At 59.2% G+C, this 14,301-nt stretch carries 12 protein-coding genes; 3 read left to right on the forward strand and 9 right to left on the reverse strand.

Going from position 1 to position 14,301, the window contains the following annotated elements:
- Positions 1-158: 158 nt before the first annotated feature.
- The 3 genes from nifA (NKH99_RS22620) to NKH99_RS22630 all read left to right on the forward strand — a co-directional run bounded on the left by nifA (NKH99_RS22620) (position 159) and on the right by NKH99_RS22630 (position 4,438).
- A complete protein-coding gene (gene nifA, locus NKH99_RS22620) occupies positions 159-1,931 on the forward strand; it encodes a nif-specific transcriptional activator NifA (RefSeq protein WP_353015720.1) in 1,773 nt (590 codons plus the stop codon).
- Between the two features lie 235 nt (positions 1,932-2,166).
- Positions 2,167-3,306 (forward strand): histidinol-phosphate transaminase, encoded by a 1,140-nt coding sequence (hisC, locus tag NKH99_RS22625; protein ID WP_352523374.1) that lies wholly within the window; start codon positions 2,167-2,169, stop codon positions 3,304-3,306.
- Positions 3,307-3,397: 91 nt separating this feature from the next.
- A complete protein-coding gene (locus NKH99_RS22630; RefSeq protein WP_353015615.1) occupies positions 3,398-4,438 on the forward strand; it encodes an LLM class flavin-dependent oxidoreductase in 1,041 nt (346 codons plus the stop codon).
- A 246-nt stretch (positions 4,439-4,684) separates the two neighbouring features.
- Here the strand turns inward: NKH99_RS22630 and NKH99_RS22635 are convergent, their stop codons facing one another.
- The 9 genes from NKH99_RS22635 to nifA (NKH99_RS22675) form a co-directional block, all read right to left on the reverse strand.
- The gene (locus NKH99_RS22635) at positions 4,685-4,888 is read right to left on the reverse strand and encodes a hypothetical protein (RefSeq protein ID WP_352457028.1); all 204 of its coding nucleotides are present in this window, start codon (positions 4,886-4,888) and stop codon (positions 4,685-4,687) included.
- A gap of 159 nt (positions 4,889-5,047) precedes the next feature.
- Complete coding sequence (locus NKH99_RS22640; protein WP_353015617.1) at positions 5,048-6,943, reverse strand: ABC transporter ATP-binding protein; 1,896 nt, start codon at positions 6,941-6,943, stop codon at positions 5,048-5,050.
- On the reverse strand, positions 6,943-8,811 hold the full coding sequence (locus NKH99_RS22645) for an ABC transporter ATP-binding protein (RefSeq protein ID WP_353015619.1): 1,869 nt from the start codon (positions 8,809-8,811) through the stop codon (positions 6,943-6,945). Before NKH99_RS22645 ends, NKH99_RS22640 begins: the two co-directional genes overlap by 1 nt.
- 73 nt (positions 8,812-8,884) lie before the next feature.
- The gene (locus NKH99_RS22650; protein WP_353015621.1) at positions 8,885-9,790 is read right to left on the reverse strand and encodes an SIR2 family NAD-dependent protein deacylase; all 906 of its coding nucleotides are present in this window, start codon (positions 9,788-9,790) and stop codon (positions 8,885-8,887) included.
- A 36-nt stretch (positions 9,791-9,826) separates the two neighbouring features.
- Complete coding sequence (nifT, locus tag NKH99_RS22655; RefSeq protein WP_352457024.1) at positions 9,827-10,039, reverse strand: putative nitrogen fixation protein NifT; 213 nt, start codon at positions 10,037-10,039, stop codon at positions 9,827-9,829.
- A complete protein-coding gene (locus NKH99_RS22660) occupies positions 10,036-10,356 on the reverse strand; it encodes a nitrogen fixation protein NifZ (RefSeq protein ID WP_353015623.1) in 321 nt (106 codons plus the stop codon). Before NKH99_RS22660 ends, nifT begins: the two co-directional genes overlap by 4 nt.
- Positions 10,357-10,455: 99 nt before the next feature.
- A complete protein-coding gene (locus tag NKH99_RS32765) occupies positions 10,456-10,650 on the reverse strand; it encodes a 4Fe-4S dicluster domain-containing protein (protein WP_023678248.1) in 195 nt (64 codons plus the stop codon).
- A gap of 32 nt (positions 10,651-10,682) precedes the next feature.
- Positions 10,683-12,161 (reverse strand): nitrogenase cofactor biosynthesis protein NifB, encoded by a 1,479-nt coding sequence (gene nifB, locus NKH99_RS22670; RefSeq protein ID WP_353015626.1) that lies wholly within the window; start codon positions 12,159-12,161, stop codon positions 10,683-10,685.
- Between the two features lie 238 nt (positions 12,162-12,399).
- Positions 12,400-14,163, reverse strand: coding sequence for a nif-specific transcriptional activator NifA (gene nifA / locus NKH99_RS22675; protein ID WP_353015628.1), 1,764 nt, complete (start codon positions 14,161-14,163; stop codon positions 12,400-12,402).
- Between the last annotated feature and the right edge of the window lie 138 nt (positions 14,164-14,301).

Consider the following 14,301-nt stretch of genomic DNA (forward strand, 5'->3'; position numbering starts at 1 on the left):
GGAGGGAGAGCCAAGCGATGCGTCAGGGGTCGACCCGCTTTGCACTCGACCACACGGCGGTGGCACGAGTTCACGTCAGAGCATTTTCGCGCTTGCCCGCGACGTCGCGGGCGCACATGCCGCCGGCATGCATTTCATGGCGCGAGATCGAGGATCATATGCACCACAACATTCCCAAATCAGAACAAAATGCCAGCGAGTGCCGCATTTCGCTTCCGGATGCGAAAAGGGCTTACCCAAAGTCCGAGATAAACACCGCGGTCCCTTTTGTGCCATCGCACGAGCACGCGCTTACCGGCATCTTCGAAATATCGAAAGTACTCACCGACCCCGCCCGGCTCGAAGTCACGTTGGCCAAGGTCGTCGATCTCCTGCCCTCGTTTGTGCAGATGCGGCACGGCATCATCGCTCTCTTCGACGCTGAGGGCGTACTGGACATCACCGTAGTCACCGGCTGCGACGAGAACAGCGATGAGCGCTCCCGGATGCGCCTGCCGCGCAAGGCAATCGATCTGATTGTGACGACGGACACGCCGCTCGTCGCCGAGAACATAGCGGTGCATTCGGCCTTCACTGCCGCTGACATAGAGGTGCTTGGGGCCTCCGACCCCGTGTCGTTCATCGGCGTTCCCATTCGTGTTGATGGGAACGCCGTAGGCACGCTGACTATCGACCGCGCCTTGGACAGCAGGTCAACGTATCGGCTCGATTATGATGTCCGGCTGCTCACCATGATCGCCAACATGGTGGGACAGACAGTCAAGTTGCACCGCTTCTCCGCGGGCGACCGCGAACGACCGACAGAGGTGGAAGATCGGCTGCAAACGCAATTCTCTGATGTCAAGCACCCTGCACCGCAGCGCAAGAAGGTTCACGTCAAGGGGATGATTGGCGATAGTCCGGCGCTAAGCGCGCTGCTCGAGAAGATCGCAGTGGTAGCTAAGGCAAAGACCACGGTTCTGTTGCGAGGCGAATCCGGTACCGGGAAGGAGCTGGTCGCCAAGGCAATTCACGAGTTGTCGCCGCGCGCCAAGCGGCCCTTCATCAAACTCAATTGTGCAGCGCTGCCAGAGACAGTCCTGGAATCCGAATTGTTCGGTCATGAGAAGGGTGCCTTCACAAGCGCGTTCAATTCCCGCAAGGGTCGCTTTGAGCTCGCCGACAAGGGGACGTTGTTTCTGGATGAGATCGGCGAGATCTCGGCCTCCTTCCAGGCAAAGCTACTGCGCGTGCTGCAGGAGCAGGAGTTTGAGCGCGTCGGCAGCAACCAGACCATCAAGGTCGACGTTCGCGTGATTGCCGCCACGAACAGGAACCTTGAAGAGGCGGTTGCAAGGAATGAGTTCCGCGCCGACCTATATTATCGCATCAACGTGGTTCCCTTGCTGGTGCCGGCATTACGCCAAAGGCGCAGCGATATTCCGCTCCTCGCAGCTGAGTTTCTCAAGAATTTCAACGATGAGAACGGCCGTACGCTGACCTTCGATGCGCGTGCGATTGAAGTACTGATGAAATGTGAATTTCCCGGCAACATTCGCGAGCTTGAAAATTGCGTGCACCGGACAGCGATCCTGGCGGAGGGACGATCAATCGGGAGAAACGACTTTGCGTGCTCCCACGACCAATGCTTTGCCGAGGCGCTGCGGAAGAGCAGATCGGGCAAGGCCGCGCTGCAACCAGCGCCAATCCTCCCAGAGGCAGTGAATCCGGCCACGCCGCCGGATGCGGCCGCTCGTTCGGCCGCCACCACAGTCCCGCCTGCCGGAGCAACCCACTCATTGGGCGCGAGGACCACCGACGCCGAGCGCGTCATTGCTGCCATGGAAAGATGTGGCTGGGTGCAGGCAAAGGCGGCGCGCCTGCTTGGACTGACCCCGCGCCAGATTGGCTACGTGCTGAGGAAATACGGCATCGAGGTCAAGCGTCTGTGAAAGCTTGACTCAGGCGGATTAGCTGAGACCGCTTAGCGGCTTGGCCCGCGCAGGGATGCAGATCCGCGTCCGCGTCAAGTCGATCCGACCGAGGACAGCCTGGCCGAATTCCCGTGGCAGCCGGCGTTGCGACCATCTTGTGAAAGGCGACGCTGCCATCGTCAATCCGTCCGCCATGTTGCTCTCGTTGCGAGCTCATACGGAAGCCCCTGTGCGACTGAAACGGAGATAAAATATGTCCGATGCAAAACTGCAAGCTGTGCTTTCGTCTCTTCCGCAAGGGACGCGGCAGTTAGATGCTCTGCCGTCCAACGGACCAGCGCCGGACAAAAGTTTTGTCAAGCTGAATACGAATGAGAACCCGTTTCCGTTGCCGCCAATCATAATGCAAAGTGCAGTGGCGGCCCTCCAGCGCCAGTATCTGTATCCGGACGACGATAACATCAGCTTGAGGGAAGCAGCGTCCAATACCTATGGCGTATCCACGGATCAGGTCATCGCAGGCAACGGGTCGTCTGAACTGCTCGGACTCATCTACAGAGCTTTCCTCGCCCCTGGCGACAAGGTGGCGATGATATCGCCAGGGTTTTCGTTCAACCGCAAACTTGCCATGTTGCATGGTGCTGAGTTTCTCGAGATCGGATGTCAAACTCATTCGCTGCCAATGGAGCAATTGCTTTCCGGTCCGGCAAAAGACGCCAAGTTCATTCTGGTGGCCAATCCAAACAATCCGACCGGAACATTCCTCTCGATAAGCAATATCGAACGCCTCGTGGCACAATCGGATCGCCTGGTCGTCCTTGATGAGGCCTACGTCGACTTTGCACCCGATCACGGGCTGCGCCTCATCAACCGTTATTCGAACCTTCTGATCTTGAGAACATTTTCGAAGAGCTATGCCGCCGCCGGCATTCGCGTCGGTTTCGGTTTCGGTCACCCTGAGATTATTGGCAGGCTGCGCAACATCCAGAACGTCTTCAACATGAACGTGATCGGGCATGCGGTTGGTATCAGCGTGCTTGCGCATCGCGGCGCCTACGCAGAGAACCACAAGCACATCAGACATGAACGACAGCGAGTGACAGCCGCACTGTCGCAACTTGGATTTTCCGTAACGCCCTCCCACGCAAATTTCTTGCTAGCCCGTGTGCCAGCGGGACAGGACGGCTCATGGTGGCAAGCAGCCTTGGAAAGGCAAAAGATACTCGTTGCCTACTTTCCGGACAATGGTTTGGAACATTGCATCCGCGTCAGCATCGGCACAAAAGAGCAATTGGATGCATTTCTTGCTGCCGCTCGCGATATAGTTGGAAGCTTAAACATACCAAGCACCACGGGCAGGGGAGCGTCAGGCTCTGCTCGTTCGGTACGCTGACGCTAATCCGATATCACACATTGCTATCTTTAGACTTGCTTGGTCACCCAAGCACGACAACATTTTTCTTTAAAATCGGGGACAATATCGAGTGACAAACGTCTTTCCTTCAAACCTAGCCTTCGGCATCTTCGATCATCTGGACGAGGACGGCCTCGATATCGCCCGGCAGTACAAAGATCGCCTGATATTAGCAGAGGCGTGCGATCAGCTAGGGTTCTATGCCTATCATCTCGCAGAGCACCACTGTACCCCCCATGGGAGAGGTCCATCGCCGAATCTGTTCTTATCGAGCGTCGCCCAGCGCACCCGGCGCCTGCGTCTCGGACCCTTGGTGATGCTGCTTGCGCTTTATCATCCGCTGCGTGCGTTCGAAGAGATCTGTATGCTGGACCAGTTGAGCGGTGGCAGGCTCGAACTGGGCATAGGGCGCGGTGCTCTCCCGATCGAATTGGGTTACTTCGGGATTGGTGCGGACGCGGTGCCGGGCCGCTATGCGGAAGCCAGCGAAATTCTTGTTGAAATACTTGTTAATGCCATGAAGGTTGGCACGCTGTGCTATCAAGGCCGCCATTTTGAGCTCAATGACGTTCCTTTGACGCTAAGACCTCATCAGCGTCCACATCCGCCGACATGGGTCGCCGCCAATCGACCCGAGTCCGCAGCCTGGGCCGCTGCGAATGGAGCAAATATCGCGTGTGTAGGACCTTCCTCTTCTGTTCGCAAAACTACTGATGCGTTCCGCGCCTATCAAGAGGACAACACTGGCGCGGGCGATCGAGCGCCATTTATTGGATTGCTCCGCATGGTCGTGGTTGGGCGTTGTGACACACATGCCTATTCGCTCGCGGCACCTGCTTACGAAAGATGGCTCAAGAGCTTCCAATTCCTTTACGAGCTTAACGCTATCCCCACTCCACCCAACCTGCCGCTGACCTTCGATGCGGCAGTCGAGAGTGAATTGTGCGTGGTAGGATCAGCAGCGTCTGTGCGAGAAGCTCTGCTCAGTCAGTTGGAAGAGGCAGGTGCTAACTACCTTCTTTGTCAGCTGGCATTTGGGAATCTGCCGCTAGATGCTTCCCTATACACCGCGACGACCATTCAATCCGAAATCATGGCTCGACTTGGCTGACCATGAAATTCGCGGTCTGATCCGAAGGTAAATCGTTGTAACTGCGCTCCCTCACATTGCTCGAGCGTGCACGTGGTGGGGATTGGGAAATCGTGAGGGAGGCCAAACTGACGACGAGCCGGCGGCACAGATTACCAGGTTTGTGCGTTGGCCGGCATCTGGGCACGGTGTGAGACTGCACGATCCTAAGGAGATGATGGCCGAGCGCGTCACGATGCCGGCACGCATCTGCTCGTCGCGCTCGCGCTAGTCGTTGCCCATAGCCCGCCGCAAGAGGTTCTTCTCGACCGGGGCGGCGCCGGTGGCGGCTCCCGCATCCAGCTTCATCAGCGGCTCGGCGGTAGCAAAGCCGTCACTCGCTACGGCGCTGTTGAGGGCGCGCTCGCGAGCGGCTTTGCTACGCCGAGCGACACCACCTGGAGCGAGTTCGCCCGATGTCGCGGCGTGCACCGCGGTCGGATAACGACGCTGGAGGAAATCGTTCGCAGCCGGTCTTCACGATCCGCGCGAGTGCTTTGCATGAATGCTGCCTGCTTCCTCGTCTGCGGCTGCCTGAGTATCCGCCGGCACGCCCGAAGTCAATGTCAGTACCACAAGGCCGCCAAGACGTCAGGTCTGGGAGCCGGCTTGTACGGTCGTGTCGTGTTCTGGAATATCGTCAAAGGAGGCGTAGTTGAGATTGTAGAGTTTGGAATACAGGCCGCCCATGGCTATTAGCTGATCGTGGTTGCCAGTCGCAATAACTTGGCCATTCTGAAACACGATGATGCGGTCGGCACCCCGGATCGTGGCAAGACGGTGGGCGATGACGAGGCCAGTGCGCCCTTCAAGCAGCTTTATCAGAGCCTTCTGAATCTGCATTTCCGTGTAGCTGTCGATGTTGGCGGTAGCTTCGTCGAGCACGAGGATCTTGGCGTCGGCGACGAGGGCGCGGGCGAAACTGATAAGCTGGCGCTGGCCGAGAGATAAGTTGTCGCCGCGTTCGCCAAGTTGGGTCTCATACCCGTCGGCGAGGCTCATTATGAAGTCGTGGGCGCCGACCGCCTTGGCGGCCTCGATCACCTTGTCGCGCGTGGCTTCCGTCTTGTGGTATCGAATGTTCTCGAACACCGTCCCGGTGAACAGGAACGGCTCCTGCAGCACCATGGCGACCTGGCGGCCGAGCGATTCCTGGGTGAGATCGCGCACATCATGTCCGCCGACCAGCACTTGGCCCTGCTGAACATCATAGAAGCGGTGGACCAGGGCCATCGCGCTCGATTTGCCAGAACCGCTCGGCCCGACCAGTGCGACCGTCTCGCCGGGATTGACCCGGAAGGAGACATTTTTCAGCACCGAACGGTTCGGATTGTAGCCGAAGGTGACGTCCCTGAACTCGACCGAGCCGTCCATTTCGGGCGAAAGCACCTCGGCATTGGGTTTGTCCTGAACATCGATCTTGACGTCGAGCACATCGGTCAGGCGCTTGCCTGAGGCCATGGCGCGCTGCATGACCGAATATTGCAGGGTGAGTGAGCGGATCGGGTCAAAGAAGCGCTGGATGTAAAATAGGTAGGCAACCAATACGCCCACATCTATGCGGCCATTCATGACCATCGAGCCGCCGACCACAATAACGGCGGCCATGGCGAGGCCGGTGAGGCCATCGACGATAGGCACCATGACCAGTGCATATTTGGCAGCGATCAGGTGGGTCCTGAGGTTGGCATGGGCCTTGTCGTCAAAAAGGATGAAATTCACCTGCTGGCGGTCCATTGACTGGACGGTGCGCACGCCGTGAATGGCTTCGGCCAGCGCGCCGTTGACGACGGAATTAGTCTCGTGTGCGGCCATGAAGGCGTCGCGGGCACGCGGCAGCCAGACAATGCGGACGATCACCAGGACCGGCAGAACCGAGAGCGTCAGGAGGCCGAGGCGGAAGTCGAGCCACAGCATTACGAAAACGATGCCGAAGAGAAGCGCAACATCGCCTACGGAATATACCGAGGTTTCGAGGAATTCCTGTATGGAGTTGACGTCGCCTTGCAGGCGCGACATGAGGCGTCCGACCTCGGTCTTGTCCATGAAGGAGAGCGAAACCTTCTGCAGATGGCCAAACATGGCGCGGCGGATGTCGAACAGGACAGTTTCGGCCACTTTCCCAACCACGGTTTCCTGCATGTAGCCGGCAGCGAAATTGACCAAAATCGCCAAAACGAACGCGCCGACGGCTGCGAGCTGGGCTGAGCGATCGGTCCTTGCCGGGTTCATGCCCTGGTCGAGCGCGTAGCGGATGATCAACGGGATGAGAAGCTGCGTCCCGGTGAAGATCAGCATTGCTGCAATCGTGATGACTACCCTGGCCCGATAGGGACGGACGAAAGCCCAGATGCGCCGGAGGATGCTCTTGTCGAAAGCCCGGCCGAACATCTCCTCCTCGATGCGGTGCGAGCCGACAACCGCGCGCGGAGGGCGTCTGCCGTCGTCACGTTCGGCTTCGAGTTCGCCGGCGCGGCCCTGCGCCATCAGCGGGCGCCCCCATACTGGGTCATATTGTCGTCACCCGGGCGCGTCTGGAGATCGTAAAGGGCCCTGTAGCGCCCCCGCTTCGCCAAAAGCTCTTGATGCGTGCCGCGTTCTACGATTTCGCCGTTATCGACAAAAAGGATCTGATCGGCATGCATAAGCGCACTCAGCCGATGCGCGATGATAATCGTCACCCGATCCTTGGCGAAGCGCCGCATCGCCGCGCGGATGCGCTGCTCGGTGGCGGCATCGATCGCGGCCGTTGAGTCGTCGAAAACGACGACGGAGGGGCGCAGCATCATGGTGCGAGCAATCGTGAGACGCTGGCGCTGGCCGCCAGAGAGAGAGACGCCGCGTTCGCCCACGACCGTCTCGTAGCCTGCTGGGAGCCCGAGGATGTAGTTGTGGAGCTGGGCGAATTCGCCAGCGCGTTCGATTCGCTGTCTCTTCGCCCAGGGATCGCCATAAGCGATGTTGTTCTCGATCGTAGTGGTGAATAGGAATGCATCCTGCTGTACGACGGCGACCGCCTTGCGAAGCGTCGCGAGGGTGACATTGCGTACGTCCTGGCCGTCCAGCGTGATGGCGCCACCGGTCACGTCGTAAAAGCGGGGGACCAGATGAGCCATCGTCGATTTGCCCGAACCCGGCGGACCGACGATCGCGATCGTCTCGCCTCTACGGGCCTCAAAGCTGAGGTTCTTCAAAATGGCGCGGTTTTCGGCGCTGGGGTAAGCAAACGAGACATTGTGGAAGCGCAGAGTGCCGTCGCCTATCTCGAGCGGTCTGGCCTCGAGAGCATCCCTGATTGTGATCTCCTGGTCGAGGAGACCGAAAAGCCGCGAACCGCAGCTAGAAGCGCGGGCAAAGGCATTGACCATGAGGCCGATCTGGCGGACTGGCATTTGCAGGATTGTCATGAAGGTCAGGAAGGTCGCCACCGTTCCGACGCTGATCTCGCCAGCGACGAGCTTGCTGCCACCGATCCAGAGCACCAATCCCATTGCGAAAAAGAAGGACAAGGTCATCGCCGACGTGCTGGGCACGTAGATGTCAACGCGGTCGCGGGCGAGGTCGAGCGCGTTCTTGGAAGCGCCGTCGAACTTCAGCATCTCGTAGGCTTGAGCCGCAAAAGCGCGGACCACGCGGATGCCTGCGAGATTTTCCTCCATCACGCGGCTCAGTACCGAAAGCCGCTCATGCAGGTCGAGCCAGGTGGCGCGCAGCCTAAGCTGTGTGGCCGATGAGCGCCAGGCGACAAAAGGCACGAAGCTCAGCGCGACCAGGCCGAGCGTGGGATCGGTCGAGATCATCATGTAGGCGCCGATCCCGATCAGCATGGTGAGCAGGAGCACGCGAACGAGCGCGGTGGAAAAATACATCCGCACGCCTTGGAGATCGAGCATTCCGATGGTGATCAGATCGCCTGAATGGACCCGGTCGTGAAAGGAAAAGCTGAGACGCTGGATCTTGTCGTAGTAGGCGAGCCGCAGTTCGTACGCGACATGATGCCCGACGGCTTCGGCAAAATAGTTCTGCGCCATCGTGAAAAGGCCGCGTAGCGCGCTGACGGCGAGCAGCAGGAGAGCCGGGGTCCAGAGCGATTGTCCTGCGGCGGTCCCCGCGACACCGCCCCCGATGGCTGTCTGGGTCTGGTCGACAGCCCGGCCGAGCAGCTGGGGAATGAGCAACTGGAGGATTGCCGCCATGATCGTCGAGCCCATAGCGAAGGCGACCTGCCAGGGATGCCGCAAATTCATACGCGTGATACGCAACAGCGTACTCAAATCCCTGCCCCAGCGCGCCGCTTCCACATGGGTCAACGAATTCAGAGCGTTCGTTGCGCTGCCGATAGCATCACTGCTCACGGGTGTATTCCCGACTGCATTTTGCGCCTTCGAGGCAAGCCGAAGGACCAATCATCAAAGGGGCCCGCCATTGTTAATCCTGTCCACCACCTGCAGCAGTGCCCGTTCCTATAAGCCGAGCCGCGGCTTCACTTACTGGCATGTCGATCACCGTGATTCCGCTTGCCGCAAGGAAACGCGCTTCGTTTCTGGTCAGCGTTTCCGCGTCCATTACCGCGCAATGCGGACCTCGGGAGCGCTTCATGATCTGCCTAGCGTAGGTGCGCAGCATCTGATCGTCGAAGCGGCAGCCAACGAAGAAAAATCCACGGGTGATGCGCCGTTCCTTCACCACGTCTGGGATCGGTGTCTGGATATCGATTTCGGTCAGGACTTCGACATAGTCGGAATCTGCGACGAGAAAGTTTTGCGCCGGCCTAATACTCCCGTGAGGTGTATAGAGAACCGTCTTTGCCCCCGATCGGGGGTCGAGTTCCCTCCCGGACAAATCGTAGGTTTTCGTCCAAATGTTACCGATTTCGTTCGCCCGCGTGACGCCTTGTATCTCAACGACGTCCGTTCGGCCGGTCTCTACGAGAGCCGTGCGCATCGCGCCGTCGTACCAGCTGTCGACGATGAGGGAGAGCGGCAGCCTTGCGAGCCAGGCGTGGAGGAGGGTGGGCGCCACCGGCGCTGCGAATATGTCGGTCATCCAAGCTTGAAGCGTCCGGCGATGCCGGCGCTGTTCGATGAACTGCGCAACCGACCACATATTGGTGCGGATCCTGGAAGGGGCTGGCGCCCGCGCATTGAGTGCCGCGGCAACGACCTCCGGCGTATGCGGCACAGGCGGTTCCGCACAGTTGAACCCAAGAAGACCCGGACCGAGATAGGGGATCACCTGATCGGCGGCGAGCGCTTCCTTCGCCAGGTCAAGCAGCTTTTCGGCAAAACTGTCCCGTACGATGACCAGGTGGCCCGATGTCAGGATCGTGTTCATGCTCGTTCCTCGCGACGCACCTATCAAGGGGCAGCATCAGTCCTCTTCGGAAACCTTCTTTGCCTCGACGGTGATCGGCAGACGCGTATCCCGTGGAAGATCGGGTAGGAGGAGCCGCCACCCGTTCCTGAGCGTCACAGTTCCGCCCCACAACTCTTCCTTCTCGAGCTTGATGATCGGCTCTTCGAGGTCCTTCTTCGGGACATACGCCGACAAGCCAGCATCGGTCCTGCGGATCATGACTTTCATCTCGCCGTCCCTTCATTGGTATTGCTTTCAGCACTGCAGGGCGCCTCGGCTTTGTCGAGGCTCATCAGTTCACGCGCTCGCATGCCGACGACGGTGCCACGGTCGATCCATTCGACCGCATAGATGAAGAACTGCTGGAGAAAGGTGCCAATGTCGCGCACATATCCCTCGTCGCCCTTCCGCACGAGATTTTCGCCGATCTCCCTTCCAGGATAGGTGCCGTCATTCTTTATGTGGCGAGCGGCACGTACCCGCTCTCCCGGCATGAATCGTGGAGGCCTGCGGATTTCGACCTCCTCTTCGCGTCCGAGCGACATGTCCGTTCCCTGATTTCTCTTGAGGCTGCAGATTGTGAACAAAGGCGTTCCAGGCGTCCTGCGAAGGCATCCCCGACCATGTCGGCAGCCCAATGTTCGTCACGCAGGAACGCAGGTCTTCGGCACCGGGCATACCGAGGCACATTGCTGCGCATCGAAGACCCCCTCGCACTCGGTGCACTTTTGCGGCTCGATCACATAGCTCTCGCCTTTGAACTTGATCGCGCCGGAGGGACACTCGAATTCGCAGGCGCCGCATTGGGTGCATTGGGATGCGATGATCTTGAAAGCCATTTTAACTCCTGGTCCGAATGGATGAGACGCGCTCAGGCCGTCGCCGCGAGTGCGGGGGTCCCAGACGCGGCCGCGTAAATCGCGCTGATTGCGGTCTCGATATAGTCGTGGGCATATGCGTCGGTGGCTTGGATTCCAGCGTCGGCGAGCTGATCCTGCGGGCAGTTTCCGATCTTGGCGCACAGCACGACATCTATGCCCTCAAGCGCAGCGATGACGCCATCGAGGGCGGCTTCTCCGCCCCAGCCGCCGAGGCAATACTGCTCCACCTTCCGATGCCCGACAAAGCTGATCCCTCTCGGCGAGGCTTGATAAACCTGGAATTCCTTCGCATGGCCGAAATGTTCATTGACGCGGCCGCCGCCCTTGGTTGCCACCGCGAAGAGAAGGGACTTGCCGGGGCTCGCTGCCTTGACCAATCCGATCGCTTCTCTCCTAGCCGCCACGTGATCACGGCGCTCCTCCGCGACCAGCTCCCGATAGGCCTTGCGATTGCTGGCATCGTAGGTGACCTCGCCGGGTATCCGGTCGAGTGTGAATTCCTGGCCACGATCCTCACCGAGCAGGCCGACGGCATCTGCCCGGCACTGCCGGCAGTGGCGCATCAACTGGGCGCCGCCTTCGACACGGTCCTGAAGAGCCTTCATCTCCATTGCGTTTGGGCCGCGTTGCCCGCTCAGTCCGTAGTGCGTGCCGTGCGCCGGGTCCGAAATCAGCGGCATGAGGTTGTGCAGGAACGCGCCTCGCTCCTTGACCCATCTATTCACCTCGATCAGATGCTCATCGTTCACGCCGGGGATCATCACCGAATTGATTTTGGTGAGGATGCCGCGCGCGGTCAGCATCTCCAGACCCAACATCTGGCGCTCGTGCAGGATCCGGGCGGCTTGGATGCCGACGTAGCGGCGATGGTCGTAAAAGATCCAAGGATAGATCTTTGCACCGACCTCAGGGTCGACCATGTTGATGGTGATCGTCACGTGATCGACATTCATGTCGGCAAGCTCCTCGACATGGTCCGGCAGCGCGAGCCCATTCGTGGAGATGCAAAACTTGATGTCTGGGATTTCCCTGGCGACTCGTTCGAACGTTGCCTTCGTCTTCTTCCAGTCGTAACAGGCATCGCCAGGTCCGGCGATGCCGAGCACGGAAAGCTGCGGCACCTCGTTGGCGACCGCGATCACCTTGCGTAGCGCCTGGTCGGGCGTCAGCTTTTCGGAGACCACCCCAGGCCGGCTTTCGTTGGCGCAGTTATATTTGCGATTGCAGTAGTTGCACTGGATATTGCAGCCGGGCGCGACCGCGACGTGCATGCGCGCGAAATAGTGATGCGCCTCTTCTGAAAAGCAGGGGTGATCCTTGATCTTGTCCCAGACAGCCGGATCCGTGTCGTCCGGCTTTATCGACGAGCCGCAGGACGAAGACGCGCAGCCACCGGCTTTCACGGTGGCAAGCAACTGGTCATCGAATGTCGTGCTGAGGCTCTCAAGCGAAATTGCCGGTGCGGACATCGAACGGCTCCGTTGCTGGGTGAATGTCGCAGTTCAAACCGCAAGAGCTATGCCAGCTCAAAGAGCGGTTTTGGTTCACGAATTGGCTTTCGTGTCGGAATCCGTCGGATTGCTCCGACACACCTTTGTCGGGCTTCCGACAGTGGACAAGCAAATCGGGTCGCGAAGGCTACCAGCCTTGGGCGTGCAGAGTGTGAGGGAGACTACTCCGGGCTTACGTTTGACGTCATCACAACGTCTAGAATTTCTTCACCTCGATGCCATATCGGCGCAGCGCGTAGCCGATTTGCCGCGGCGTGAGGCCGAGGATACGAGCCGCCCTGGCCTGAACCCAACCGGCCTTGTCCATCGCGTCGATCAGCCGGTCGCGTTCCGTCAGACGCGGGGGACAAGCGGGATCGTTCGGATCGCCGGCCGCAAGGGGAGATACGTTGCCTGCGGAGGCACCGATGCGACTGGCCGGCAGCCGCAATCCGACCGGCCCTGCGTTGACCCGTGCGAGATCGTCGATGATATTGCCGCCATTCGAGCGGTCGGCTCGCTTCCAGAGGAGCCAGGAAAGGCACTGGCTCTTCTTACAGGCGAAATCGGATGGCGTGATCGTCCTTGAACGCGCAAGTGTGGCCGTCCTTTGGACGCAGTTCTCCAGCTCGCGGACGTTACCAGGGAAGTAGCATTGCGAGATCAGGTCAAGCGCCGACGGCGCGAAGGCGAGTGCGCGATCGTTCTCCTTGTTGAATCGATTGAGGAAGGCGTTCGCAAGGCGTGGAATATCGCCGGGTCGCTCTCTGAGCGGAGGCAGGATAATTGGCACCACATTGATGCGGTAATAAAGGTCGGCCCTGAACTCCCCTTTTATGACGGCCGTCTCGAGGTCCTTGTTGGTGGCGCATATGAGGCGCACGTCGACCTGTAGCGTTTTGGTGCCGCCGACTCGCTCCAACTCGCCTTCCTGCAAGACACGCAACAGCTTGGCTTGAAAGGCCGGCGAAATCTCGCCGATTTCATCAAGTAGCAGCGTTCCCTCATTTGCCAATTCAAAACGACCGGCGCGCTGGGAGATAGCACCCGTGAAAGCGCCCTTTTCATGCCCAAACAGTTCTGACTCCAGAACGCTTTCAGACAGTGCGGCGCAGTTCAATTTGACGAAAGACTTCTTCCTCCGACGTGAGAGCTTATGGATGGCTTGCGCAAAGAATTCCTTGCCTGTGCCGCTTTCACCCCGCAGTAGCACGGTGGAATTGGTACCTGCTACGACCGAGACGGTTTCGAGCACCTGCTTGAGTGCGGGGCTTTCCCCGATGATCCCGTCGATTTTGACATCCGCATGCCGGGCAGGGTCGTAGGTCCTCCCCTCGTTGGGCGATTTCTCCGGTCTCCATTGCTCATGGACAGACCGCTGACGATCTGTACTCAGGATGCGATGGAGACGGATCGTCCGGCCGACAAGGTTGGCGACCATCGTCAGGAAGTATGTGTCCTCGTCGTCGCGAAAGTCGGTGGCGCCGTCTCCGGCGCGGTCGATCGACAACGTCCCAAGGATCTTATGCTCAGCCTTTAGCGGGATACCGATAAAGGCAATCGGGATGGTGCCGCTGCTCGAAGATGTTTGAAGGTCAGCCTGAAACAGTTGGGACTTGCGGACGTCCGGTATGAAGAGCGGCGTCCCCGTAGCGACGATTTGATCTGTTATGGCCTGTGGTATGACGCGGCGAGTGCCTGATTGAGGTGCGTGGGAATTGCCGGCAGTTGCGGCAATCTCCGGCTCTCCTTCAGCGTCCAGGACGACGATTGCTCCGTGACGCATCTGCAGAAACGAAGGCAGGATGTTCACGACATTGGCGAGCGTAATCTCCAGCTCGCTGGGGGCGGTCAGCACCTTCGATATCTCGTAGAGTCCCCTGAGCGCGATATCTGCTTGGGGCATGCTTTTGATGGGCGGTTCAGGGCGGGTATCCGGAGGTGCTACCTCGTCGACCCGATCTTGCGGTACGTGAGCCATGGAAACACCTCAGCGGTTGTCGTCCAGAGTGCTCCTCCTTTCGTGTCTGAGTCTAATTGTGAAAGCACAGTATTCACGAGCTTCTCTTCGTGGCGCGGCAATTCAAGCAAAGATAGACTTGGCGTTGGTCGCGACCTC

Origin of the sequence: Mesorhizobium sp. M0854 (assembly GCF_040319815.1) — a bacterium.
Classification (GTDB): Bacteria; Pseudomonadota; Alphaproteobacteria; order Rhizobiales; family Rhizobiaceae; genus Mesorhizobium.

Excerpts from the sequence above, each read along its gene's own strand:
- nifA (WP_353015720.1), top strand. The coding sequence starts at position 159 with ATGCACCACAACATTCCCAAATCAGAACAAAATGCCAGCGAGTGCCGC.
- hisC (WP_352523374.1), top strand. The coding sequence starts at position 2,167 with ATGTCCGATGCAAAACTGCAAGCTGTGCTTTCGTCTCTTCCGCAAGGG.
- NKH99_RS22640 (WP_353015617.1), bottom strand. The coding sequence starts at position 6,943 with ATGGCGCAGGGCCGCGCCGGCGAACTCGAAGCCGAACGTGACGACGGC.
- NKH99_RS22650 (WP_353015621.1), bottom strand. The coding sequence starts at position 9,790 with ATGAACACGATCCTGACATCGGGCCACCTGGTCATCGTACGGGACAGT.
- nifT (WP_352457024.1), bottom strand. The coding sequence starts at position 10,039 with ATGAAAGTCATGATCCGCAGGACCGATGCTGGCTTGTCGGCGTATGTC.
- NKH99_RS22660 (WP_353015623.1), bottom strand. The coding sequence starts at position 10,356 with ATGTCGCTCGGACGCGAAGAGGAGGTCGAAATCCGCAGGCCTCCACGA.
- NKH99_RS32765 (WP_023678248.1), bottom strand. The coding sequence starts at position 10,650 with ATGGCTTTCAAGATCATCGCATCCCAATGCACCCAATGCGGCGCCTGC.
- nifB (WP_353015626.1), bottom strand. The coding sequence starts at position 12,161 with ATGTCCGCACCGGCAATTTCGCTTGAGAGCCTCAGCACGACATTCGAT.
- nifA (WP_353015628.1), bottom strand. The coding sequence starts at position 14,163 with ATGGCTCACGTACCGCAAGATCGGGTCGACGAGGTAGCACCTCCGGAT.